This is a genomic window from Paenibacillus sp. G34 (assembly GCF_056856875.1).
In genome coordinates, this window is record NZ_CM166469.1 from 1,097,074 (window position 1) to 1,120,668 (window position 23,595).

Sequence of the window (23,595 nt, forward strand, 5' to 3'; positions counted from 1 at the left end):
TAATTCTATCAGAATAAACAGATCAATTTGGGTTGGTTTCCAAAATTGATCTGTTTTGATATGTTAACATTCTCAACGATCGATAGCGAAAAAGTATGTGATGATGAAGATCGTGGAACAGTATCGAACGGTCTAAAATTCACAGGAGATCTTGATGAAAATAGAAAAGTACTAACTTCTTTCTGACGATATCAGAATAATCTATAGGAGGATAATTTGATGTATGCCAAATTAACAGAAAAAGAGTTAATAGATATGTATTATCGACATCTTGAGGGGAGATATTTTTCAGATGCACTAAAAAAATACAGTCTTGGAGAAGGTTTTGGCAGTAGTGAGAGTGTATGGTGTGTTTTTGCTGGTGAGTTAGATGAGTGGGAAGAAGCTTATTTTGGAGATACGGGGGTTTGTTATTTTTTTGACTATCCTGCAGTAGAGAAAGATCAGACAGTTGTATTGGACTACTCCGCTTTTTATCATTATCTTAGGGAAGCGAGTGTTAACTATTTAAAGAGCAATCCAGACGATAAGGATGAGGTTGAAGTTCGACTAATAGAAATCAAGCAAAAGTACAATATTGTATAAGCTTGGAAAGCACATACCTACGAAAAGGTGAGTTAGGCAAGTTCATTTCGGATGAACTTAAAATTAAATTGGAAGAAATGAATTCCTACCATTAATTCTTGTAATGGATGTATGCTCTGTATATATTGGAGGGGAAATATGAAGCCATTAGAGATTGAGCAGTTACCTGATGTATTATCAAAAGAAACTTTAGAGAAATATTTAAGTGATTATTTAAGCTTTGTTGAAAATACAGAGAAGTTAAACAAACTAGAAGTTTTAGAATCACTATCAGAATTTGCTGATAGAAAAGTCTATACTCATGAATTGTTAGATGCCAATCTAAAATTAAAAACAGATCAAATTGTCCAAACCCTCTTGGATATTTCTTCTGTAGACATGGTTGATAGTTATGCTTATGTTGTTGTGAATCTAAATTTAAAAGAGAGTTATGAATTAATGAAATCAGTCTTAGATTTGGAGTTAAATGGGCAAGTTAGAGAGATTATCGAAGAAACGATTGATGAAGTAGGTAACAATGCGATATTTTTTAAATAGTTTTGGCCCTGTGAATGAATAAAGGAGTGGTATTACAGTGAAGCCTTTAAGTCTATAAAAGGAAATAAGAGAAGGTAAATCAAGCGATTCAGAGATTATTAAGTGTTTAGACATACATCATAATCAGGTTTTACTAAGTGCTATTAGTCAAATTGTTAGCAGAAAATTATGTAATGAAGAAATCATCTCAAAACTTGCTTACATTAGTAAATTTAGAGATTCAAATGTGAATAAACTATTTGGAAAAGATACCATTGGACACTACAGCATTGCGGCACTTCTAGTTCTTGATACTCCAGAACCACGAAGTAAATATGAGGAATTAATGTCTTATCTGGATGAGTGGGATCAAGAGATTGTAGTGAGAGTTGCACAAGGGATCAAATGAAAGGATAAATAACAATGGTCAATCCTTATTTTAAAAAGTGGCTTCAACTTGCAAAAACTGTTAAAGAGACAATTCCTAACTGTCCTCTGTTAAATTGTCCAAACTGTAACAGTACTAATATTGCCTACGAATATATTGGAGATAGTCAGAAGAGAGAAGGCTATTTTTTGATTTGGTGCAACAACTGCTTGGAAGGGTTGCACATTTCAAGAATTGATATCCCTGAATTAGCCAAAATGATACCATTTGGATCGCCTTCAGAACTAACTTCGCACATTCCAAATTTCAAAAAAGTAAATCCATAGAGACAGAGGGAAGAATGGATGAAGCATGGGAGATATTTTATGATCAGATCGCAGGGAGAATCGGAGGAGACTATAAACGACATTAGGATGGTGATAAATTTTGAATAAGAATTTTCTGTATAGTAAACCTAGTATTATTGGGGTATTGGATTCAGATAATGATGAATTTAACGAGATCGCCTCTTGGCTTTTTGATGATTCGCCAGAAGTAATGAGAAAGAAATTTAGGGAAGATTCTTTGGATGAATTAGTAACAGAGATCATTGATATTTTTCGAGGAGGTAATCCGAACTTTCAGGAACTGGCTGGGTTGTTTGGGATGGTAAAGATTGAAGAAGGTCAACAGGCCGGGGTGAAAATATGGAAAGTTAGAAATATTGAACGACTAGCAGGTGATTTAAATGAAATTGAAATGCACATGGATGATCAAAGTTTAATTATTAATAAGCTATGTTTATACATATATGAATCATCTGATTTACAAAAAATTAAACAAAAATTAAAATTCGATAGGGAATTTTATCAGGACATTAGCGGGGGGCTTAGCGTTTCTGAAAATGGGTTTAGTATAACCATTATTAAAGAACCAGAGGGGGATTTTGTGAATGAAGTTACGGGATAGAATTGATTGATATGGAAAAGTTAATGGAGGTTGGCGATGTTTTTGAATCCAATGGAAACGGAACCGTTATTGTTGGAAATGAACCTGTCCTTACATCTATAGACAAGATTGGTGACGTTATTTTGTTGCAAATTTTTGAGCATGAAATGCTGAATCTGAGAGTTGTTTCGGTTCAAATATCCAACTCGCCAAATGATAAAAAAATGGTGGGCATATGCTTAGGTAACTCGATAAATCCTGCAGATATACCAATAGGTTCAACAGTATATGTTATTTAATAGTTCCAAATAACAACAGAACTCCAACTACCATGTTGGAGTTTTTCTTTACCAAAAATCCTCTGAAACACCGCGCTTCATAAGCCTTTTAAAGTTGCCACTACCAAAACTAGCACATCAATGATAGCGTTTTTATATAAATCCAATATTTTCTTGCGTATTTCGACATATTCATATACTATTTTCCCATACTTAGTGCTTCAAACTTATGTTTTTTGGGTACGGCCTAGTCAAAAAGGCTAGGGTTCGTGGGGAGGAAGAGGGAGCAAATGATCGGTTTTTTCAGGAAACGTCTGGTTGTGCGCATTGCGGCTATTGTTACACTGGTCATCACGATTATAGCAGCGGGAAGTATGCTGACGCAGATCGCTAATGTGAAACTTGCTGCGCAGGGGGCTATCAAGAGTTACAATATTCAGATTGCCGAGAGTTATGTGAAACAGCTGGATACAGCAGCATATGCGGAGTTTGCCAAGGACCCTAAGGAAAATGGGGAGTATCTAAGCATTCGGGATGAATTGGACGATTTCCGAGAGCGTATTGGTGCCATGTATGTGTATTTCGTCAAAATAGACGATAAAGGAACTCCGCTTATTATGGTGGATGGTATGAAGGATGCGGATAAAGCTTCGGCAATCAACGAAGTAACAGACATTCCGGCAGATGCGGTACAGAAGTTGCTGCAAGGGGAAACAGCAAGTTCGCCGATTATTAATAACCCGGAGTATGGTAATTATATTTCTTCCTATGCTCCTATACTGGATAGCAACGGTGCTCTTGCAGGTGTAATTGGTATCGATACAGGGATATCTGTTATCGAAGGTATTGAAACAGATATTTTAAAATCAAGTCTTCCGTTGTATGTGATCCTGCTGGTCGCTACACTGGTGGGCATTGCTATAGTGATGTGGTTTATCGTTAGGGGACTGCGCCCGCTACATCCGCTGAAATCAAGTGTGGAAAAGATGGCACAGGGCGAGCTGGCCGAAGCTAATCGTATTTTGACAGCATATCGTCTAAAGAGCAAAGATGAGATCGGAACAACGTATCAAGCGATGATACATATGTCAGGCAATTTGAACAAAATCGTAAGTGATATGGTTGGAGGAGTGGCTTCAACGACAGAATTGTTATCCGAATCCACGAAAGAGTTTAATCGGAGTACTGAAGAGATGCTTGCCATGAGCAAAACAGTGGATCGTGCTGTCGAGGAGATCCAACAAGGTGCACACACACAGAAGCAAAGCGCAAGTGACAGTGCACATGCTATGGAAGAGATTGCAAAAGGCATTAACGATATATCTGAATCCTCCAATGTAGTGTCAGATGCAGCAACAGCGGCGCTAGCTACGGCGGAATCTGGGCAGCAACGCATGACGGTGATGAAGAAACAGATGGAAAACATCTCTGCAGTATCTGGAGAGGTTACCACGATGGTGCAGGTGCTGAACAACTATTCTACTGAAATTGGTGGTGCACTGCATACGGTACGTGACTTCGCAAGTCAAACCAAACTGCTCGCGCTTAATGCCTCCATTGAGGCTGCACATGCGGGTGAGCATGGGAAGGGTTTTGCAGTTGTGGCAGAAGAAGTGAGAAAGCTTGCTGAAGCCTCCAGTTCGTCTATGGAACGAATTTCCGACTTATTACTTCGTATTGAACAGGAGTCGCAGCAGATTGGTTCCCGAATGGGGGTTACTGCACAGGAGATTGGTCAGGGTGTCATATTTACAACAGAAGCGGAGCAGGCATTCTCACAAGTTGTGGGCGCGTTCCAATTGGTTACCCAGCGCATTCAGGAGGTTTCTGCTGCGGCTGAAGAAATTACGGCCGGATCGGAAGAGGCGGCAGCTTCGGTCAATACCATTTCACAGATTTCCGCAGGTGTGTCGGATCACTCGGATGAGATTTATCGTTTGATGCAGGATCAATCGGTGTTGTTCCGTAAGGTGGCTGAAACGTCTACGATGCTGGAACAGCAAACGAATGAGATGAGTGAAGCGGTGAAAAAGGTAAAGGTGTAAGTAAAACCATAAGAAACGAGAGTCAAATGAATAAAGCAGGAATTAAGCCGGAGAAAATGGAAAAGAATCCAGGATGTAAGAGGTAACTAAATTAAAAGACAAATTTCATTTAACAAAAAAGTGCTTCGCCTCTTAGGCGGAGCACTTTTTTGTTAAGGCTTAGAGCATATATGCACTAACAGCAGATCACAGATGACCTAGTTCAATCGCTTGTTTGAAACGCCGGGCAAATTGTTCTGCTGCAGACGCAGCCTCTCTGAATTCTGTCTGAACGAAGCCGATCTGCATTTTGGGCTGCTGAATCTCGGTAATTTCGACCATCTTAATCAATCCTTCTTTCCAAAGTGGGTTCTGGTGAAAGGAGAAGTCGTGCCCGATCGTTGCAGCAATATTATTTTTCAGCACCGTGCTAATGGCTTCCGAATTATTGGTCTTGAATAAGATGGACAAAGGCCCATATTCATAGGTGAACTCCTGTAGGAAATCTTCAATAAAACCGTCCCGATATAACGCAAGATTATGTTCTTTTAGTTGATCAGGGGTGACACGTGTATGTTTTGCTAGTTCGGACAGTTGATGGGTGCATACAACAAGCTTGCTCGAATACATCGGTGTGAAATGCAGCCCATCCAATTCGCGCAGTTGTTTCGCGTAAATGGCGATAAAGCCCAGATGGGTTTTATTATTGCGGATGTCCTCAATGATCTCCATGGAACCTTTCTCTTCAATCGATAATCTCAGTTGTGAATGATCTCGTTTCATATCTGCCGCCGATTGCACCAAGTAAGGCATAACACTCGGGAAAGTAGCCACGTGAAGATCACCGGTCAGCGTAGAGGTGATTGCATTTAGCGATTTTAATTCATCAATTCGCTGTAGAATGTCCAGCGCTTTCGCGATAAATTGTTTACCCTCCGGCGTGGGATGAGTGCCTTGTCTGGAACGCTCGAATAGAACCAGCCCCATCTCTTTTTCCAGGCGATGAACCGATTGGCTGATCGCTGATTGCGTGACATGAAGATGCTCCGATGCGGCAGAGAATGATTGTGTTTTGGCGATTTCAACGACGTATTCAAGCTGTTCCAGATTCATGTGGATCATCCCTTTTGATATTAGTATAAGTAATGTTAACATAAGTATCTATAAATATGAATAATGGGAGAATAGCGATATAATATATAGACAAGTAGGACATTCTTGTATTAACAGTTTAGATAAAAGGGGATGTACAGGATGAAGGCAGCAGTATGGTATGGTCATAAAGACGTGCGTGTGGAAGATCGTGAGGTTCCTGTTGCAAAGTCAGGACAGGTGCAGATCAAAGTGGAGTATGCCGGAATTTGCGGTAGTGACTTACACGCGTATCATCATGGGGTAGGTATTCAAGAAGGGGAGAATCATCCACTTTCAGGACAAAAAGCGCCGCTGACACTAGGGCATGAGTTTGCAGGGACAGTAAGTGCTTTAGGTAGTGATGTAAGCGGTATCAATATTGGTGATCGCGTAGTGGTTGAGCCTCTATATCATTGCGGAACGTGTGAGTACTGTATCCAAGGTAGATACAATCAGTGTACTCAATTTGGTTTTGTCGGATTGAACGGAGATGGCGGTTTTGCCGAATATGTAGTCGTCGAAGCATATATGGTGCACCCGATTCCAGATCAAGTTTCCTTTGAAGAAGGGGCACTTGTAGAACCGACAGCGGTAGCTTTTCATGCTGTGCGTCACAGCAAGCTGAAAGTGGGAAATAAAGTAGCTGTATACGGAGCAGGGCCGATTGGTTTGCTGACGATCTTGTCAGCCAAAGCCGCTGGGGCATCTGAAGTGTACGCTGTCGATGTCTTCGAGGATCGTCTGGAACTGGCAGCTAAACTTGGCGCAATTCCGGTGAATAGCAGTAAGGTGGATGCAACACAGGTCATTACGCAGCAATCGGGTGGAATTGATGTTGCGTACGAAGCGGCTGGCGTGCAACCGACGATGGACAGTGCTGTGTCCGTGATTAAAAAAGGTGGGGAAGTTGTGGTCATCGCCGCGATTCCGAACCCTCTTCACATAAATTTCTTCGACATGCTGGTAAAAGAAGCAAATCTGACAGCTACACTGGCGTACCGACACATCTTCCCTGAGGTCATCTCACTCATAGCAGAAGGCGCACTCGATGTGAAGCAGGTAATCACCAAGAAAATTAAGCTGGATGATGTTGTACAGGACGGGCTTGAGTTGTTAATGAGCGACAAGAGTCATGCGAAGATTCTGATTGAAATTGGCGGTTAAGCTCAGGCTCAACATCCTAATCATGTAACGCTAAGATATCAGGTTTAAACCAGAGGGCTGTTCCTCTTGTCATCTACAGATGGCAGGAGAACAGCCCTTTGTTTAATGGTATAAAGAGACATAACATTCTACAGAATGCACGATTACTTTGGATAGCGTGGTAAATCAGTAGTACTACTTGTTGTCCGTTAAGGCCCTATCTTATCTTATTTTATCTCGTAACAATAGCAGATTGCCTGCCCTCCGCCCTCCACGGGACTGAACTCCGGATCTTCAATAAAGCCAAAACGTTCATATAACCGGATGGCATTAACCATCTGACTACCTGTATAGAGATAAACTGCATTTTTGCCCAGCTCCTTCGTGGATTCTACACACCGCTGAAGCAGTTCACGGGCAATGCCATGTCCTCTCCACTCGGGATCAACACCCAGCAGACGAATAAATGGATAATCAATCGGCAGATCAAAATTGGGATAGGCTTTATGTGCCGTTTCAAACAACTGAACGGTACCGACGATCCGATCTTCGATCTTGGCCACCCATAATTCAGTCAAGTATGGATTGTCCACAGATTCGCGAATATCTTTCAGGTAGGCTTCCCAACGATCCGATTGCTCAAACGAGCTCTGGTATTCCGCGTAACTGGCAACCAGAATGTCAACAATCTCAGCATGGTCAGCTGGGGAAGCGGGATGAATCGTTATGGCAGCCGTCGTCATGTTTAAATTCTCCTTTTCTTATGAGTAAAGTGGGAAATGATATTTCTATGCATTATAGCACAGTGATTTCAATCCTCTATATTAGAATCTTCTATAAGCGATTTCAACATTTCTATGAAGGGGTAGGTCCAGTAACCAAGGTTTAGTTGCTCAACAAGCTGGAAAAAAGCTGTGAAAAAAATCTAACGATCTCCAGAGACGCTATTTGCCACTTTTTACGCGGTTTGCAATTTTAACGATCCCCAGAGAGCTTATTTTGGAAAAATAGCCCTTTTTCTAGCCGCAAAGGCTGTTTTCAGACCAAATAACGTTCCTGGTGATCGTTAGATTTTCAATCCATCTATTTTGGGCTAAATAAGCTTCCTCGTGATCGTTAGAAGTTGGTCCAACATGATTGATTGTTCATTATCCATGTATGGTGGAAATCCCCATTAAGCATCATCTATAGTAATAAGCATCCCTATGTAACCATTACTAAGCTAGCACCAATGCACCAATGCGGCTAATAGCGATGCACCTATGTAGCGTCTACAAACGATTCAGCCGTGTACTGTATAGATGATTGCGATATTCGGTTGGTGTACTTGCCTCGTGTTGCTTGAAGGTACGCAGAAACAGCTTGTAATCTGCGAAGCCGCATTGAGCCGCAATCTCCTTCACACTGGCATTGGTATTGAGCAACAGTCGTTTGGCACGATGCATGCGTTCGGTGAGGATATACGTTTTGAGTCCGATCCCTTTTTCCCGCTTCACCATTTTGGAAATATAGTCCTTGTTGAAATTAAAGTGCTCCGCAATCTCACTCACCGTAATATTCAGGTGCAGATGGATATCGACCCATTTACAGATGTGATCCACCACGGCGTTATGCGGGCGATAGTCTGTACGCAGATTACGTTCTATTTCTTTGAGAAGCAATAGCGCAGCAGCATCCGCCTCTTCGGACGAGAAGGAAGATACATGCAATAACTGCTTAAACAGTTGATTTGCCATAGAAGGAACCTGAATGGTTGAATGGCTTGGAAAATCAACAAATAACCCTGGCGCTGTCTCGTAATGCATCCAATAGAAGCTAACAGGTGCATCACTAATTTGGTAACCATAATGAGTCCGGCCCGCCTTTAAAAATAAAAGATCATCCGCACGAGCAACGTATCGCTTGTCATCCTCCGCAATATACATCTCACCTTCCAGCATCAAAATGATCTCATGAACCGGCATGCTTCGCCGCATATGACTCCAGTTGCCCTCTGATATAAATTTTCCGCATAAATAGTGCTCCACTGGTTTTGACATAGGACGGATTTATCCACCTTTTCTTGGATTCTGAGTCTGCTGTAACTGTAGTTTATTTGATAATATGAGGACATTCAAGGGTGGAATCTAGATGGCAGAGATAAGTTCTGGCCTAAGTACAACACGGATTTTATCCTTTATTGCTGAATTCAGTCCCCTATCTGACAAAGAAACCATTTGAAGTTATTACATATGCCAAAGGAGCGAGCCGCATGATCGATACGAGAAAAGGATTTCTGGGCCCCGCACAGGTTAACTTGCTGAAAGGCCCGTTTCAAACGTCACAGCATATCGGAGAGCGCTACTTGTTATCGCTGGAGATCGACCGCTTTCTGGCTCCATGTTATGAAGCCCACGGGTTAACACCACGCAAGGAACGATATGCAGGCTGGGAGGCACGCTCGATTAGCGGACATTCCCTCGGACACTACATGTCGGCTCTCGCGGTGACGTATCAGGCGACGGGGAATGCCTCCTTAAAGCAAACACTTGATTATGCTGTGAATGAACTGGCGACAATTCAACAGACGACGGGCAGCGGATATATCGGAGGTTTGTCCGAGGAGGCTTTCCGTATGGCTTTTCGTGCGGAGAACATTGGCGGATTTAACATCGGCGAATATTGGGTTCCGTGGTACAGCGTGCATAAAATCTATCGCGGTCTGATTGACGCCTATCAAATGACGGGCAATGAGCAGGCGCTTGAGGTGGTTGCACGTTTTGCGGATTGGGCAGTGACGGGACTGAGTGCCATGACCGAGGAGCAGATCCAGACGATGCTGATGTCTGAGCATGGCGGGATGAACGAAGTGTTTGCCCAATTGTACGGGATTACAGGAAACTCAGCCTATCTTAGGGCTGCCCGTCAATTTACACATCAACTCATTCTTGAGCCGCTGGAGCAGGAGCGGGATGAGTTGCAAGGAAGGCATGCCAACACCCAGATTCCGAAAGTTATTGGCGCAGCCGAAATATACAATCAAGACCCTGCACGGACATCGTACCGGACAGCGGCACAATTTTTCTGGGATACAACCGTGAAGCATCGTTCTTATGTCTTTGGCGCGACGAGCATATCCGAGCATTATGAAGCAAAGGGCATGGAGAGCCTTGGCATCAAAACCGGGGAGAGCTGCTGTACCCACAACATGATGCATCTGACGAAGCAGCTGTTTGCCTGGAACCCGGACAGTGCCTACATGGACTATTATGAGAACGCAGTCTATAACCATATCCTTGGCACACAAGATCCTGATACGGGCAACAAAACGTACTTTGCCTCCACCCTTCAAGGACATTACAAAATCTACGGCACACGCGATACGGCCTGGTGGTGCTGTACCGGATCAGGCATGGAGAACCCGGGCAAGTATGCTGAGGCGATCTATTATGAGGATGAACATGATTTGTATGTGAACCTGTACATCGCTTCCGAGCTGGAGTGGGCATCACAGGGACTGAACTTAAAGCTGGAAACCGACTTCCCCTATTCGGAAAAAGCAACCCTGACAATCACCGAAGGCAGCGCCTCGGCTTGTCTAAGACTACGCGTGCCGTCCTGGCTTCAGGAGCCGATGACGGCAACCGTAAACGAGGATTCGACCCAGTCGTATACACGTCTGGAACCCGGCTACTTGTCCATCGACCGCACCTGGTCGGCGGGCGATACGATCACCATTACGTTGCCGATGGCACTACGTAAATATACAGCCCGGGATGATGCTCACAAGGTGGCATTCCAGTATGGCCCGATTGTACTTGCTGGTGCGCTTGGCAGTGAAGGGCTTCCCGAGGATACCATTATCGACGAAACTGCACTGAATCCAAAAACAGCTCCCGTGCCCGTTATCCAAACGGAAGAGGAGGATATGAGCAAGTGGATCAGAGTTGTCGATAAAAGGACGCTTACGTTTGAACTTAGCGAGGAAGTGACGTCCACCGGAGAAGCTGTGAAGATGATCCCGTTCTATGATGTGCATCATGAATTTTACACGGTGTATTGGGCGTTGAATGATGAAGGGGATGCGCTGGAGAAAGCACTGAATGATATAACGATTGACAGCGTGCAGCCAGACGGCCAGCAGGATGAGATCGGACACCAACTGGAGAGCAATTGTCGCGGGAAGCAGTATAACGGCTCCGGTACAGACGGGCGCAACAGGCTGTACATGTGGCGTGAGGCATACGGAGTGAACGAAGCGGCATTCAGCTACCGCTTGGCTGTAGACTCGGATGCTATGAACTATTTGTGCGTAGCCTATTGGGGCGGGGACTATCTGCATTTTGACCGAGAGGGAGTTCGATATGAGCGGCAGTTTCATATTTTGGTGAACGATATTGTTGTAGGGGAGCAACGCATTCATATGAACAAGATTGGAGAGGTATTCCGAGTCAGCTATGAGATCCCGGAAGAGGTCACTAGAGGCCAGGAGAGTGTTACCGTAACATTCCAGGCAGTCGGGGACAAGGGGTGTGCCGGGAAAGTAACGGAGGTTCGCACAACACGCAGCAGACCGGATTTTTTCGTGTGAGCGTCCAGTAACAACAAATCATCTATTCGATGATTGATATGAAATGCAGTTATTCCAGTGATATAATGGATGCAGTGCAAATGCATACTATGAGTTACACCAATCGCAGGTACAGCAATCATAAGGTACACAAAGCAAACAAAAAAGAAGGTGGCGTCGTGTCAAAACCTGATAATACTGGCGTTTACCGCTTTGAGGACTGGTTAACCTGGGATGGAGCGTGGGAGTGGATCAATGGAAAGGCACATAATATGTCGCCCACACCTACCTCCTTACATCAGTTTATTGTGGGCGAGCTGCATTATGCTTTACGAACGTTTTTTCAAAATCGGCGATGCTATGTTTTTGTTGCCCCTTTGACGTTTTTTTGAGCGAGAATGAGCAATATGACATACCTGATCATGTCGTACAACCCGATCTTTCTGTAGTATGTTCCAACGATCAGATTTCCAAAAGGGGTTGCCAAGGAGCACCTTCACTTATCATAGAGGTGTTATCGCCTTCAACGGCTCTTAAGGATTTTAATGAAAAATTTAATCTATACCAGAAGTATGGCGTGAATGAATATTGGATCGTTGATCCAGGTAATCAGACGGTTCACGTGTATACACTTGAGGATGGGAGATATCAGACGCGCCATTTGTTCTCTCAAAAAGAAACGATACAATCCGTATTGTATCTCGACCTGAGCATTTCGCTGGATGTACTCTTCAAACTTGGATAAGTCATTTGGTCATAATAGACGGATCGGCACAATGCTCGAAATTCTAACGATCCGTACGGAGCTTATTTGGTCGATTTAGGCATGTTGAAAAATCTAACGATCACCAGCGACGTTATTTCAGCCAAAACGGACTAAAATCAATGAAATCACATCTCAAATGTGGAAATAGCGTTCCTCATGATCGTTAGATTCTGAGTTGCGCTAAAAAACACCAAATAGCGTTATCTGTGATCGTTAGCTTTTTGAGTAGTGAAGGAGACGTCGGAGGAGCAGCGTACAATAGATTTGGATGCAATACATGTTAGCGATATTAACACGGATACCGTGTGCGGTAAGGTGTGTGGTAAGGTTTACAGTAAGTAAAATCATGCATCCATCCGTGAAGACAGAAGAGTCTTATAACGGTAGAGCCAAATTCACAATAACGTACACAAGACGCAAAGACGAAATGGGAGGGAATCGCCGTTTCGTCTTTTTAACATGCAATTCCCTCACAAATCTCTTTCTCGCACCCCATGCTCCCCTCTACCTCAACCTGCCAAGACAAGTCTATATAAAAAATGACACGTAACCTGATTTTCCACGTATTACCGGATAACATTTCTTTCACCACTAACGCGCCTCCGTAGGTCCTGGTTGTCCAGCAGTTCTTCTTATCTGCAAGTTGTGAAGCTCGTTCTGTTTTGTCCGTAAAAAGGATAATGGGATAAGCTCTATCCACGTATATTACTATGAAGAATACTGCTCCGGCATCATAGCTTATGGAGTACAGTACCCATACCAGCGCGAGTTCTCTTTTAAATATCAGGCAAGAATCATTCGAAAATCATATGAATTCACTGGACAATCACTCAAACTTCAAGTCTAACATCTACTTTATAGCGCTCTAATATTAACGTAATTATCCTATTTATTTTCCAATCCTATCCACCTGAGAGCGTTCACATCATGTACAATAAGAAGATGAGAGACAGGGAATATACGACATTTAGTCCTAATATCTAACATGAAAGGAGGCCTTAGGATCGACCATGACCAGGTACATACAATTGTTTGGGCTCATTATCGGCATCGTGGCCGTGAATGTTCTGGCCTTCTCCCCGGGTTTTGCTGGACTTGGATTCGGAGAGAATGCGTTCCAGACCGCACTTTCCGTGACGCTACTCTTTGGTAGCGTGCTTGCACTCTTCTATGGCAGTTACAATTTATTGTTCAAACAGCCGGTGGTTCTACCCGTGAGACAGATCGAAACCCATGAAGATTACGTGGAGGCTTTATCTTTTTACAGACGCATCAAAATCCTTGAAGAAGATATTACGCTCGGGTTGTCCCAATTGAACCGGATGAAAAAGAAAAAGGAAACCCTGATGAACGTGCTTCATCAACGGTTTGATCCCGGCGAACTGAGCTTTAAGAAATTCGCTTCGGTTACGGAAGAGGTAGAGAAGCTGTTATATCTGAACATTCGCAGCATACTGAATCGACTGAACGTCTTCGATGAAGCCGATTATGCCAGCATGATGAAAGCCAAATCCTCCACGATCCCGCAGAAGATTTTTCAGGAGAAAACGAAAGTGTACAACGATTACCTGACCTACGTGAAGGATTCACTTCACACGAATGAAGAGATTTTATTGAAGCTGGATCAACTGTTGCTGGAGATTTCGCGCCTGGACAGTGTTGAAGCTGGAGATATTGAGCAGATGCCTTGTATGCAGGAGATTGATCAGTTAATCAAGCACACCAAATTATATAGACAGTGAGGGGTTGCACCAATGGCAAAGAAAGGAAAGTTTTTTCTCATATCGATCATCATGCTGGTACTTGTGTTTGGTCTCGTTTATGGAGGAATCACACTGACATCGAACTTTGGCAAGTCTACTACACAGGTCACGACCGAAAATGCAGGTAAGGAACTCGGCAAATTGTACGCGGACATTGCGCCAGCTACGGCGGAACCGGTGAAAGGACAGATTGACCTCGATCCCGTGGATGTTGCAGAATCCCTCCCGGACATTTCAAAATTCCCGGTTACAGTAGAGAACACCACCAATGATTTCGTCGAAATTTTCTCCTCCACCGAGAAGTCGGGCAGCGGCGTGGATGGATGGTTAACCGAGGTCGCAGAGGCATTTAACCAAGCTAACATCACGGCCGGCGGCAAACAGGTATCGGTCAAAATCCGCAACATTGCTTCGGGTACAGCCACGGATTACATCAAGTCCGGCAAATATGTTCCAGATGCTTTCACACCTTCCAATGAATTGTGGGGCGAGATGGTGGAAGCCAGTGGAGTGAAGACCAAGCTCATCTCGAAGCGGCTTGTTGGCAACGTGCCGGGCATCGTCATCTCCAAAGCGAAATATGATGCACTGGTGAACACTTACGGTTCTGTGAATGTGAAAACGATAACCGAGGCCATTGCCAATAATGAGCTGACGATGGGATATACCGATCCGTTTGCGAGTTCTACAGGACTGAACTTTTTGGTTACCGCATTAAATACGTATGACAGCGCGAATCCGCTGGGCGAGAAAGCGATCCAAGGATTTGAGAAATTCCAGGCGAATGTACCATTCACAGCGTCCACTACGATTCAGATGCGGGAAGCGGCCAAGTCGGGCAGGCTGGATGCTTTTGTACTGGAATATCAGACCTATGTGAATACGGCCGATCTGAAGAGCGGATATGTGTTTACTCCATTCGGTGTAAGGCATGACAGCCCGCTGTATGCACTGGGTCAATTGCCGCAGAACAAGCAGGAGATCATCCAGAAGTTCGCTGATTTTGTCACGCAAGAGCAGTATCAGAAAAAGGCAGTAGAGTTCGGATTCAACGGTCTGCAAGATTACAAATCGGAGCTGGCTACGGTGGATGGTGAAACATTGCTGTCCGCGCAGAAAGTATGGAAAGAGAAGAAGAATGGCAGTAATCCAATCGCCGCGGTGTTTGTGACAGACGTATCCGGAAGTATGGCGGGGGAACCGCTCAACCGTCTTAAAGAATCTTTGCGCAAAGGCCAGAAGTACCTTGGTACCGACAACAGCATTGGTTTGGTTTCTTACTCCAGTGACGTGACCGTGAATCTGCCGATTGCGAAATATGATACAAACCAGCAATCCATGTTTGTCGGAACGGTGGATAGTTTGCAAGCAAGTGGGGGGACAGCAACATTTGACGGCATCGTGGTTGCAATGAAAATGCTGGAGGATTACAAAGCGGCAAACCCTAACGTGAAACCGCTGATCTTTGTCCTCAGTGATGGCGAGACGAACGAAGGACATTCGCTCAAAGATATTCGAGAGCTGGTGGAAACGTATAAAGTGCCGATCTACACGATTGGATATAACGCCGACATCAAAGCCCTGGAGAGCATCTCGAGCATAAACGAGGCAGCGAGTATTAATGCGGACACCGACGATGTCGTCTACAAAATCGGAAACTTGTTTAACGTACAGATGTAAGTCTAGATTAACGTACAGATGTTATTAACGTTCATATGTAAGCAGATACGGATGTAACCAAAAGGGGGAACTGCGAATGTCGTTTACAATGGAAATACCGAGCCAGAAGGAAATTCAAAAAGTCATTGAAGAAGAGATCAAACCGGTGCCGGCCGAGGTGGCGGAACTGCAGCAGGTAGCAACTTCGAATGTGGATATGATTATGAACCTGGACCTGGAATCCCTGGAGAAGCGCAAAGAAATTTTGCAATCCATTGACGGCTTTGGCATGAACACCATGCGATCCTCTTCTGAGAAAAACGCGTTGCTTCAAGTCTCCGTTGGACATTTGTCCAAGACGGGAGACGAGGGCGGTCAGGTCGCCAAAGGTTTGACCGAGCTGCATATGCAACTGAAGGATCTCGACCCAAGCGTGGTCGATTTCGCCAAAACCGGCTTTCTGGGCAAGCTGTTCAACCCGCTGCGCGCGTATTTCCTCAAGTACCAGAAAGCCGACGCCGTCATCGCCGATATTGTCGTTTCACTCGACAAGGGCCGCGCCACGCTGCGTAATGACAACACCACGCTTGAGATCGAGCAGCAGAGCCTGCGCGAACTGACCAAGCGGCTGCAGAAGGAAATTCAGCTCGGCATGCTGATGGATGAATCGATTGATACACAGATTGAGGCAGCCAAAGTTCGGGATGAAGACCCGGAGAAGGTTCGTTTTATTACCGAAGAAGTATTGTTTCCGCTCCGTCAGCGAGTCATGGATTTGCAGCAGATGCTGGTCGTAAATCAGCAGGGAATCATGGCGATTGAAGTGGTCATTCGCAACAACAAGGAACTCATCCGTGGTGTGGATCGGGCGAAAAATGTGACGATCTCTGCGCTGAAGATTGCGGTCACCGTTGCCAGTGCACTATACAATCAGAAGATCGTCTTGCAGAAGATTGAACTGCTTAACCGCACCACCAACGATCTGATCGCCGGTACATCCAAAATGTTGAAAGATCAGGGGACGGCCATCCAGAAGCAGGCTTACGAGGCAAGTATCTCGGTAGATACGATGAAGCAAGCTTTTACGGATGTGCTGTCCGCACTGGACTCGATCTCGGTCTACAAACAGGAAGCTCTGCCTAGAATGCGTGAGACGATCGGTCAGTTCCGTGAACTGGCGGAGACAGGAGAACAGCAGATTCAGCGATTGGAAAAAGGGCAGAAGCTTGGTTTGTGATCCATAGCTTGGTTTGTAGATATCATTATTTATATTAGAGAACTCAAAAAACGGTTGATCCGCAGATTCGGGGTCAACCGTTTTTTGTACGCTGCATATAAACGACATACGGGATAACCAGGACAAGAAACAACAGAGCTGCAAGAAGGGACAGAAACAGACCGCCATAGGTAAGCATCAAGGCACCCAGGGCCGCACCGATGACAAAAATAAACCAAGACAGTGCCAGCACGGCCCACTCGGACGCCGGAGCTTTGCCGCGTACAGCTTTGGCCAAGGCCTGACCGATACCAAAAAGCGTACCCGATACAAAGCCTTTGCCTACATCTGCATGGGCAACCATCTGATGCATTGTATTTTGCATGCCCATCGCCATAGCGATCGGGAACATAATATATGGCTTGTGGGACTGCAAGAGCAGTATAACGGCCAAGAGAAACAATATACATTCGACACTTAAGATCAGCGTCATGTGTTTCTTGCTCCAACATTCAGTAATGAACGTGCCGACAAAGGCTCCTGCAATGAATAACAAAATGACTATGCCAGTTGTAGCCCACACCCCGTAATTAGCCTCAAAAAGCGCGATACCCAGCTTGGTGCTGTTGCCGCTCATAAAGGACAAATAAATTTTACCCATTCCCAGATACCCGATTGAATCGATAAAACCGGCAAGCAGCACCAGCATAGACGATAACAAAAGCCGGGAAAGTCCCGGCTCCAGACGTTCTAGGGTATGTCCGATCCTTGGCTCGTGATTATGTGAGGACGGTAAATCTTGCATGGAAGTCATAGACGTCTCCCCCAATCGTTCCAATGGGTCTTCAGCTTTCTTGATCTCGATTGGAAAGCGATGTCATGGCGTATATCACCAGAGTTGTCTCTTTTACGACGAGCTTTCCTTATGCTTATCCGGTGCAATAAACAGGGTATCGTCAGGAAGCTGTTCTGCCTCCTCACGGGACATGCCCAGATTGGTGGAGAGTACATCTACCGGATTGCCTGAGATCCACTCACTCAGATCAATGGCTTCATAGTGTCCACTGTTGAATCCAATAAGTACACGGCAGACGTCATCGCCCGTATTTTTGATGTAATGCCCCGCACCCATCGGGGCGTATCCAACATCTCCAGCTTCGAACTGTTCAGTGACGGCTTGTCCTTCAGCGAGAAACACGGTCATTTCGGCAGTGCCGCTGATATAGTACTGCCACTCATCCGCATTGGGGTGCCAGTGTAGTTCCCGCAGGGCGCCCGGTTGAAGTTCAATCAGAGAACCCGCCATCGTGGTGGAGATCGGAAAGTCTTCGACCGTTACCGTACGCTGCGTACCGCCGCCTGGTGCTCGGCGTGGCTGTTTGGCATGCAAGGGATACCGATGAGGAGTGGTCAGTTCCGAGTTACGTCGATAAGTCGCAGAGGAGGAACTGTCATCCGGTACCGGACCTTTGGCAAAATAAGCTTCCCCCTGATTGAGCTTGCCTGCTTGTTCGAGGGAGATACCAAGGTTCTGGGCAACAATGGCGTCTGGCGTCTGAGTCAGAAAATCAGTAATGCTGAACGTGTGATCCTCCGAAAAGTCCCCATTGTCAAAAATCAAAATGAAGTGGCACTCGTCCGGTCCGAGACCCTGAATGGAATGACCGTATCCGCGTGGGAAATACCATACATCACCGGGTTCGAAGGTATCGGTATACGCATGTCCGTCCGGATGGATAACGGTGGTGCGGCAGGAACCGCTGATCACATATGCCCACTCGGCTGCGTTTGCATGCCAGTGCAGTTCACGCATGCCGCCTGGTTCCAGGCGCATGGATACTCCCGCAATGCCGATGGATGCGGGGAAGTCGTGAACCGAGGCTCCGCGAGTAATACCGCCGGGCCCGGTACGGGGTTCTTTTTGCTCAAGACGATACTTGAAAGATTTCATCATCATTCCTCCTGCTTCAAATTTGAATTCACTAGACAATGTGTAAATAATTGAATATAACTATAATATTATACCCATATTTTGAGAAAATATTCATCTTTTTAATCGTTGTGCTGGCGTGTAATGAATAATTTTAAATAACTCTTCCGCCATGTAGGTGGGACTGTGTTTGAAATCCTGCCTAATCCACTCCATGATCATGCCGAATATGGCGTGAGACTGATAACTTGCGAGAAGTTCCGGGTTAATATGGGGCGGGAAAGTATGAGTCAGATCCTGCAAAGACAGATCCCGCAGCACATCACAGATCATACGCTGAAAGCTGGATGAAGCTTCCGATTGCACAACGAGAGTGTAGAATTGGGCGTGCTGATGCACATGTTCGAAGATGGCAATGGCGGAAGAGGGCATTTGCCCAACTTGAAAATCCTCCATCCCCTCGTAAGGCTTGCGGAAGGAGGTCACCAGATCGTGAGTCACATCATGCAGGATTTCGTTGAACAGGTCTTCCTTGTATTGATAATGTCTGTAAAAGGTTCCCCGATTCAGATCAGCTTGCTGCACAATATCCGAAATGGAGATTGCCTTGAAATTTCGCTTCTGCATCAAATGAAGGAGTGCCTCCTTCAGGGCAGCTTTGGATTTGCGGATTCGTCGATCCATCGCGTCTGATGTTTCAGGCATTGGAATTCCTCCCGGGTGTATTTATTAAAAGATAATATACAAACAGGTGAAAGCCTGTTGTTTAACGTACATTTGGACAGACTTTTACTGATTGTATCGAAAAGCTATGACTTATTATACTAAGGATAAGAGATAATGAACATTTGTTTGTTATTTTTATGTAAACGAATACATTTTAAAGGAGGCATAAACAAATGAAACTTCAAAATAAAGTGGCCATTGTCACAGGTGCAGGATCAGGAATGGGGAAAGCCATCGCCGCATTGTATGCGCAAGAAGGAGCCAAGGTCGTTGTTTCCGATATCAACGAAGAAGCTGCTCAGGCTGTTGTTCAAGAGATCGAGGCAAAGGGTGGAGAAGCATTCGTTCTACTGGCCAATGTAGCGAAAGAAGAAGATGTGCAGCAACTTATTGATCAAACGGTGAGTAAATACGGTACAGTAGACATTCTGGTCAACAATGCGGGTATCATGGATGGGATGGAGCCGGCTGCAGATATTAGCGATGAGCGGTGGGAAAAGGTTTTTGCTGTGAACACAACAAGTGTGATGCGTACCACACGTAAAGTACTGCCAATCTTCCTGGAGAAACAGCAAGGTATTATTGTCAATATTGCTTCAGCAGGGGGCTTGCACGGTGGACGGGCCGGAGCCGCATATACGGCTTCCAAACATGCTGTGGTGGGCTTTACCAAAAATACAGGATACATGTATGCCGAGCAAGGTATTCGTTGTAATGCCATTGCACCAGGAGCGGTTGCGACAAACATCGGGGCATCCATGACGGGCATTAACCCGTTCGGTGCGGGACGACAGCAGCAGGGGATGGCGATCAACCCGCGAGTAGGAACGAGTGAAGAAATTGCCAAAGTGGCTCTGTTCCTCGGATCGGACGAGTCCAGCTTTGTAAATGGTACCGTCATTACGGCTGATGCAGGCTGGAGTTCGTATTAATTTGATGGCAGATCGGGCCTTGAAGTACAGGATAGTACTGACGCTTAGCAAGGACAGGGAAATAAAGTGAAGAAAATAGAGTAGAAAAAATAAAGCAAAAAAAGTAAAGCAAAAAAAATGAAGTCGTAGAAAGCAAAAGAAAAGCCGCAGAAATGCGGCTTTTTTGACAACTGTGCTTCTCATATGACTTGTCTAAGTTTATGAAGGCAAACGTTTGCACTCCACAAAAAATGAGGTAGAGCGCTTAACCCAGGAAGGGTTTTGCCTTCATATATAGGGAGGACTCACGTACGATCAGGCGGTGCGGGATAATAACCGGATTCTGAGCGAGAGGCTCGTTGCCAAGAATTTTGAGTAGAACCTGAACTGCGGTATACCCGAGCTGATAGGTTCCAATATCAATGGAACTGAGTGGAGGCGAAGCAAGTTCGGACAACGCGATATTGTTAAAACTGACCACACTGATATCCTCGGGTACCCGATACCCTAGCTCCGCGAGTGCTCTTAACACACCAAAAGCGACATTGTCATCGATAACTACAATGGCGGTAGGCCTGTCGGGCAGCGACATAAAAAGGGACATCGCCCGGAAGCCGCTCTCTTGCAAAAATTCACCCTCCACAATCCAGTCGTTAGTCGGCATTAACCCGGATTCTTCAAGAGCCTTCCGATATCCACGCATGCGATCATGCGATAACGTAATATCAGGCGGGCCGCTCACAAAGCCGATGCGTGTGTGTCCCTGCGCAATAAGATGCTGCGTTGCATCATACGCGGTCTGCACATTATCGTTGTCGACCATAGGTGCATTCGGATGTGTCTCACTTCGGCCAATGAGAACAAACGGGAATTTTTCCTCTTCGAGAAAAGAGATGATAGGATCATCCCGTTTGGAACCGAGCAACAGAATGCCGTCGACCCGGCGGCCATGCACGAGACGGGAAATAGCCTGTAATTCATCATCGGAGGACGTCTCGGTGGACAGCAGTAATTCATAGTTGTTACGAGTCGCGTGGGTAATAATGCCGCGTAATAACTCTCCAAAGAAATAATTTTGAAAAAGTTCCTCCGCAGGACGAGGTAGCATAATTCCAAGCGTCTGCGTTGTTTTAGATACAAGGCTCTTAGCCATCATATTGGGATGATAATTAAGCTCTTTCATAATTTGTTTAACTTTAAGAGATGTTTCCGTACTGATTCTGGGATGGCCTGAAATCACCCGTGACACTGTAGAAGGGGAAACACCCGCCAATTTGGCAATATCTTTGATCGTAATCATGTAAAAAACCCCTTCTGATTCAATCATTTCAACATTCTCCTATGGTAATGCAAAGGGTACCAGAAATCAATTGTTAACTCGTTAACCCGGAATGCAAGTGGAGCAAAATAAAGGAAGGAAGAGTTAGATCAAGGAAACAGGAAATTACTGTGAACAAAATTCAGGATATGGTTAAATTTGAAGAAATACAGCTTGTGCAAACGTTTGTACAAAGAAAGTTTGATATTGTATGATGTGGTATATATTATAGCGCTTACATCATTGGATTTACATACTTTTAACTTGTTTCTCCCTACATATCGGATAAATCAGTAACAATGTTTTTCATTTTGAGCAAACGTTTGTACAACGGTTCATATGGAACTCAAATCCTGACAATCTACGGCGTCTAAAGGGTGAAAAGCGCAAAATTTTCTTGAACTACACAGAGGGAAAGGGGACACTTCACATGAAAAAATGGCAAGGCACAGTTCTGTCCATCGGAATGGCTTTTACACTAGCTGCATGCTCTACTGGGGGCGGTGGCAGTTCTTCTCCAGCAGCTCCAAGTGATAATCCAGAGGATACCGTTCAGCTGACCGCAGAGAATCTCCAACCGGAGGAGGGTGCAACACTGGTCATCTGGGAGGATAAAAACCAGAGCGGCTTTATTGAGCAGCGAGTCAAAAAATTCGAAGAAAAATATGGTGTCACGGTCAAAATGGAGGAACTGCCGCCAACGGATCAGGTAACCAAGTTAACGACGGATGGCCCTGCCGGGCTTGCCGCCGATGTCGTTGTATTCCCGCATGACAAGATTGGCAGCGCCTCGGAAGCAGGACTTATTTTGCCTAATGATATCTTCGAAGCCGAGACTACAACCAATACCAGCGAGAATGCGCTGAAAGCGGTGACGTTCAAAGACATTTTATACGGATATCCGTACAGCGTTGAAACGTACGCCCTCTTTTACAACAAAGCCTTGTACCCCGAAGCACCGAAAAACTTTGATGAAATTATCGATTTTGCCAAAACGTTTAACAATACCAAATCCAATCAGTATGCGCTGATGTGGGAATTACAGCAATTTTATTATAACTACGCCTTCCTAGCGTCTCAGGGTGGATATATCTTTGGGGACAACGGGATGGATAGCAGTGACCTCGGTTTGAACAACGAAGGAGCGCAGAAGGGGGGAGAATTCCTCCAAAAGCTGAAGGCTGAAGTATTGCCGCTTAAGATGGGCGATGTGAACTACGATATCAAAAAAGGGCTGTTCTCCAGCGGCAAGCTGGCTATGGATATTAACGGACCTTGGACCATTGCCGACTATCGCAACGCGGGAATTGATTTTGGGGTCGCTCCACTTCCTGCTATTGACGGCAAGCCGATGACCTCCTTCTCGGGTGTCAAAGCCTATTACGTCAATGCGTTTACCCAGTATCCTAATGCTTCCAAGTTGCTGGCCGCGTTCCTCTCGAACGAAGAAGCCCAGATGGAGAACTTTGATATGAACGGTACACTTCCAGCGAACAAAAATGTGGCGGCAGACGCCAAAGTGCAGGAAGATCCGATCAACAAAGCCTTCCTTGAACAATTCAACAACTCGACACCGATGCCTTCCCTTCCAGCCATGGACAGTGTATGGGGACCGATTTCGTCAGCCATTACAGATATTTGGGATAGCGGCAAGGATGTCAAAGCCTCACTCGACAATGCTGTGAAACAGATTAAGGAGAGCCTGGCAACCACACAATAATGACGTAACAGCGATGACACGAATGAACGGTGAACGATGAAT

The 23,595-nt window shown here is 45.1% G+C and carries 21 protein-coding genes; 14 read left to right on the forward strand and 7 right to left on the reverse strand.

What is annotated here, in order from left to right:
- Positions 1–219 precede the first annotated feature (219 nt).
- The 6 genes from cdiI to AC1VYS_RS04890 all read left to right on the forward strand — a co-directional run bounded on the left by cdiI (position 220) and on the right by AC1VYS_RS04890 (position 4,739).
- Positions 220–585, forward strand: a complete 366-nt coding sequence (gene cdiI / locus AC1VYS_RS04865; RefSeq protein WP_482913239.1) for a ribonuclease toxin immunity protein CdiI — start codon at positions 220–222, stop codon at positions 583–585.
- 138 nt (positions 586–723) lie between these two features.
- Complete coding sequence (locus tag AC1VYS_RS04870; RefSeq protein WP_482913240.1) at positions 724–1,122, forward strand: hypothetical protein; 399 nt, start codon at positions 724–726, stop codon at positions 1,120–1,122.
- A gap of 226 nt (positions 1,123–1,348) precedes the next feature.
- Positions 1,349–1,510: a hypothetical protein gene (locus AC1VYS_RS04875; protein ID WP_482913241.1), complete on the forward strand. Its 162-nt coding sequence runs from the start codon at positions 1,349–1,351 to the stop codon at positions 1,508–1,510.
- A gap of 405 nt (positions 1,511–1,915) precedes the next feature.
- On the forward strand, positions 1,916–2,437 hold the full coding sequence (locus tag AC1VYS_RS04880; protein ID WP_482913242.1) for a hypothetical protein: 522 nt from the start codon (positions 1,916–1,918) through the stop codon (positions 2,435–2,437).
- 2 nt (positions 2,438–2,439) lie between these two features.
- On the forward strand, positions 2,440–2,715 hold the full coding sequence (locus tag AC1VYS_RS04885; protein ID WP_482934478.1) for a hypothetical protein: 276 nt from the start codon (positions 2,440–2,442) through the stop codon (positions 2,713–2,715).
- Positions 2,716–2,984: 269 nt separating this feature from the next.
- Positions 2,985–4,739: a methyl-accepting chemotaxis protein gene (locus AC1VYS_RS04890; protein WP_482913244.1), complete on the forward strand. Its 1,755-nt coding sequence runs from the start codon at positions 2,985–2,987 to the stop codon at positions 4,737–4,739.
- A 186-nt stretch (positions 4,740–4,925) separates the two neighbouring features.
- Here AC1VYS_RS04890 and AC1VYS_RS04895 read toward each other — a convergent pair whose 3' ends face one another.
- The gene (locus AC1VYS_RS04895; RefSeq protein ID WP_482913245.1) at positions 4,926–5,831 is read right to left on the reverse strand and encodes a LysR family transcriptional regulator; all 906 of its coding nucleotides are present in this window, start codon (positions 5,829–5,831) and stop codon (positions 4,926–4,928) included.
- 141 nt (positions 5,832–5,972) lie between these two features.
- Here AC1VYS_RS04895 and AC1VYS_RS04900 point away from each other — a divergent pair, with 141 nt between their 5' ends.
- The gene (locus tag AC1VYS_RS04900) at positions 5,973–7,016 is read left to right on the forward strand and encodes a 2,3-butanediol dehydrogenase (RefSeq protein WP_482913246.1); all 1,044 of its coding nucleotides are present in this window, start codon (positions 5,973–5,975) and stop codon (positions 7,014–7,016) included.
- A gap of 206 nt (positions 7,017–7,222) precedes the next feature.
- On the opposite strand, the gene AC1VYS_RS04905 is transcribed toward AC1VYS_RS04900, so the two are convergent.
- Together AC1VYS_RS04905 and AC1VYS_RS04910 are read right to left on the reverse strand one after the other, a co-directional pair.
- A complete protein-coding gene (locus tag AC1VYS_RS04905) occupies positions 7,223–7,738 on the reverse strand; it encodes a GNAT family N-acetyltransferase (protein WP_482913247.1) in 516 nt (171 codons plus the stop codon).
- Between the two features lie 528 nt (positions 7,739–8,266).
- Positions 8,267–9,034 carry a helix-turn-helix transcriptional regulator gene (locus tag AC1VYS_RS04910; RefSeq protein ID WP_482913248.1) on the reverse strand — a complete coding sequence of 256 codons (768 nt, stop codon included), beginning with the start codon at positions 9,032–9,034 and terminating at the stop codon, positions 8,267–8,269.
- A 212-nt stretch (positions 9,035–9,246) separates the two neighbouring features.
- Here AC1VYS_RS04910 and AC1VYS_RS04915 point away from each other — a divergent pair, with 212 nt between their 5' ends.
- From AC1VYS_RS04915 to AC1VYS_RS04935, 5 genes are all read left to right on the forward strand, one after another.
- The gene (locus tag AC1VYS_RS04915; RefSeq protein ID WP_482913249.1) at positions 9,247–11,565 is read left to right on the forward strand and encodes a beta-L-arabinofuranosidase domain-containing protein; all 2,319 of its coding nucleotides are present in this window, start codon (positions 9,247–9,249) and stop codon (positions 11,563–11,565) included.
- Positions 11,566–11,899: 334 nt separating this feature from the next.
- A complete protein-coding gene (locus AC1VYS_RS04920; RefSeq protein ID WP_482913250.1) occupies positions 11,900–12,289 on the forward strand; it encodes a Uma2 family endonuclease in 390 nt (129 codons plus the stop codon).
- A gap of 1,031 nt (positions 12,290–13,320) precedes the next feature.
- Positions 13,321–14,052 carry a hypothetical protein gene (locus AC1VYS_RS04925; RefSeq protein WP_482913251.1) on the forward strand — a complete coding sequence of 244 codons (732 nt, stop codon included), beginning with the start codon at positions 13,321–13,323 and terminating at the stop codon, positions 14,050–14,052.
- 12 nt (positions 14,053–14,064) lie between these two features.
- A complete protein-coding gene (locus AC1VYS_RS04930; protein WP_482913252.1) occupies positions 14,065–15,753 on the forward strand; it encodes a vWA domain-containing protein in 1,689 nt (562 codons plus the stop codon).
- Between the two features lie 76 nt (positions 15,754–15,829).
- Positions 15,830–16,969, forward strand: coding sequence for a toxic anion resistance protein (locus tag AC1VYS_RS04935; RefSeq protein ID WP_482913253.1), 1,140 nt, complete (start codon positions 15,830–15,832; stop codon positions 16,967–16,969).
- Between the two features lie 73 nt (positions 16,970–17,042).
- On the opposite strand, the gene AC1VYS_RS04940 is transcribed toward AC1VYS_RS04935, so the two are convergent.
- The 3 genes from AC1VYS_RS04940 to AC1VYS_RS04950 all read right to left on the reverse strand — a co-directional run bounded on the left by AC1VYS_RS04940 (position 17,043) and on the right by AC1VYS_RS04950 (position 19,583).
- A complete protein-coding gene (locus tag AC1VYS_RS04940; protein ID WP_482913254.1) occupies positions 17,043–17,762 on the reverse strand; it encodes a YoaK family protein in 720 nt (239 codons plus the stop codon).
- Positions 17,763–17,855: 93 nt separating this feature from the next.
- On the reverse strand, positions 17,856–18,899 hold the full coding sequence (locus AC1VYS_RS04945) for a cupin domain-containing protein (RefSeq protein ID WP_482913255.1): 1,044 nt from the start codon (positions 18,897–18,899) through the stop codon (positions 17,856–17,858).
- Positions 18,900–18,992: 93 nt separating this feature from the next.
- Positions 18,993–19,583 (reverse strand): TetR/AcrR family transcriptional regulator, encoded by a 591-nt coding sequence (locus tag AC1VYS_RS04950; RefSeq protein WP_482913256.1) that lies wholly within the window; start codon positions 19,581–19,583, stop codon positions 18,993–18,995.
- Between the two features lie 194 nt (positions 19,584–19,777).
- Between AC1VYS_RS04950 and AC1VYS_RS04955 the strand changes: the two genes are divergently transcribed.
- Positions 19,778–20,536, forward strand: coding sequence for an SDR family oxidoreductase (locus AC1VYS_RS04955; protein ID WP_482913257.1), 759 nt, complete (start codon positions 19,778–19,780; stop codon positions 20,534–20,536).
- Between the two features lie 244 nt (positions 20,537–20,780).
- Here AC1VYS_RS04955 and AC1VYS_RS04960 read toward each other — a convergent pair whose 3' ends face one another.
- Positions 20,781–21,815: a LacI family DNA-binding transcriptional regulator gene (locus AC1VYS_RS04960; protein WP_482914912.1), complete on the reverse strand. Its 1,035-nt coding sequence runs from the start codon at positions 21,813–21,815 to the stop codon at positions 20,781–20,783.
- A 448-nt stretch (positions 21,816–22,263) separates the two neighbouring features.
- On the opposite strand from AC1VYS_RS04960, the gene AC1VYS_RS04965 reads away from it, so the two are divergent.
- Positions 22,264–23,553 (forward strand): sugar ABC transporter substrate-binding protein, encoded by a 1,290-nt coding sequence (locus tag AC1VYS_RS04965; protein WP_482913258.1) that lies wholly within the window; start codon positions 22,264–22,266, stop codon positions 23,551–23,553.
- Positions 23,554–23,595: the final 42 nt, after the last annotated feature.

What these genes read in the sequence shown, in the direction of transcription:
- cdiI (WP_482913239.1), top strand. Translation starts at nt 220, where the DNA reads ATGTATGCCAAATTAACAGAAAAAGAGTTAATAGATATGTATTATCGA.
- AC1VYS_RS04870 (WP_482913240.1), top strand. Translation starts at nt 724, where the DNA reads ATGAAGCCATTAGAGATTGAGCAGTTACCTGATGTATTATCAAAAGAA.
- AC1VYS_RS04890 (WP_482913244.1), top strand. Translation starts at nt 2,985, where the DNA reads ATGATCGGTTTTTTCAGGAAACGTCTGGTTGTGCGCATTGCGGCTATT.
- AC1VYS_RS04895 (WP_482913245.1), bottom strand. Translation starts at nt 5,831, where the DNA reads ATGAATCTGGAACAGCTTGAATACGTCGTTGAAATCGCCAAAACACAA.
- AC1VYS_RS04900 (WP_482913246.1), top strand. Translation starts at nt 5,973, where the DNA reads ATGAAGGCAGCAGTATGGTATGGTCATAAAGACGTGCGTGTGGAAGAT.
- AC1VYS_RS04905 (WP_482913247.1), bottom strand. Translation starts at nt 7,738, where the DNA reads ATGACGACGGCTGCCATAACGATTCATCCCGCTTCCCCAGCTGACCAT.
- AC1VYS_RS04910 (WP_482913248.1), bottom strand. Translation starts at nt 9,034, where the DNA reads ATGTCAAAACCAGTGGAGCACTATTTATGCGGAAAATTTATATCAGAG.
- AC1VYS_RS04915 (WP_482913249.1), top strand. Translation starts at nt 9,247, where the DNA reads ATGATCGATACGAGAAAAGGATTTCTGGGCCCCGCACAGGTTAACTTG.
- AC1VYS_RS04920 (WP_482913250.1), top strand. Translation starts at nt 11,900, where the DNA reads ATGCTATGTTTTTGTTGCCCCTTTGACGTTTTTTTGAGCGAGAATGAG.
- AC1VYS_RS04925 (WP_482913251.1), top strand. Translation starts at nt 13,321, where the DNA reads ATGACCAGGTACATACAATTGTTTGGGCTCATTATCGGCATCGTGGCC.
- AC1VYS_RS04930 (WP_482913252.1), top strand. Translation starts at nt 14,065, where the DNA reads ATGGCAAAGAAAGGAAAGTTTTTTCTCATATCGATCATCATGCTGGTA.
- AC1VYS_RS04935 (WP_482913253.1), top strand. Translation starts at nt 15,830, where the DNA reads ATGTCGTTTACAATGGAAATACCGAGCCAGAAGGAAATTCAAAAAGTC.
- AC1VYS_RS04940 (WP_482913254.1), bottom strand. Translation starts at nt 17,762, where the DNA reads ATGACTTCCATGCAAGATTTACCGTCCTCACATAATCACGAGCCAAGG.
- AC1VYS_RS04945 (WP_482913255.1), bottom strand. Translation starts at nt 18,899, where the DNA reads ATGAAATCTTTCAAGTATCGTCTTGAGCAAAAAGAACCCCGTACCGGG.
- AC1VYS_RS04950 (WP_482913256.1), bottom strand. Translation starts at nt 19,583, where the DNA reads ATGCCTGAAACATCAGACGCGATGGATCGACGAATCCGCAAATCCAAA.
- AC1VYS_RS04955 (WP_482913257.1), top strand. Translation starts at nt 19,778, where the DNA reads ATGAAACTTCAAAATAAAGTGGCCATTGTCACAGGTGCAGGATCAGGA.
- AC1VYS_RS04960 (WP_482914912.1), bottom strand. Translation starts at nt 21,815, where the DNA reads ATGATTACGATCAAAGATATTGCCAAATTGGCGGGTGTTTCCCCTTCT.
- AC1VYS_RS04965 (WP_482913258.1), top strand. Translation starts at nt 22,264, where the DNA reads ATGAAAAAATGGCAAGGCACAGTTCTGTCCATCGGAATGGCTTTTACA.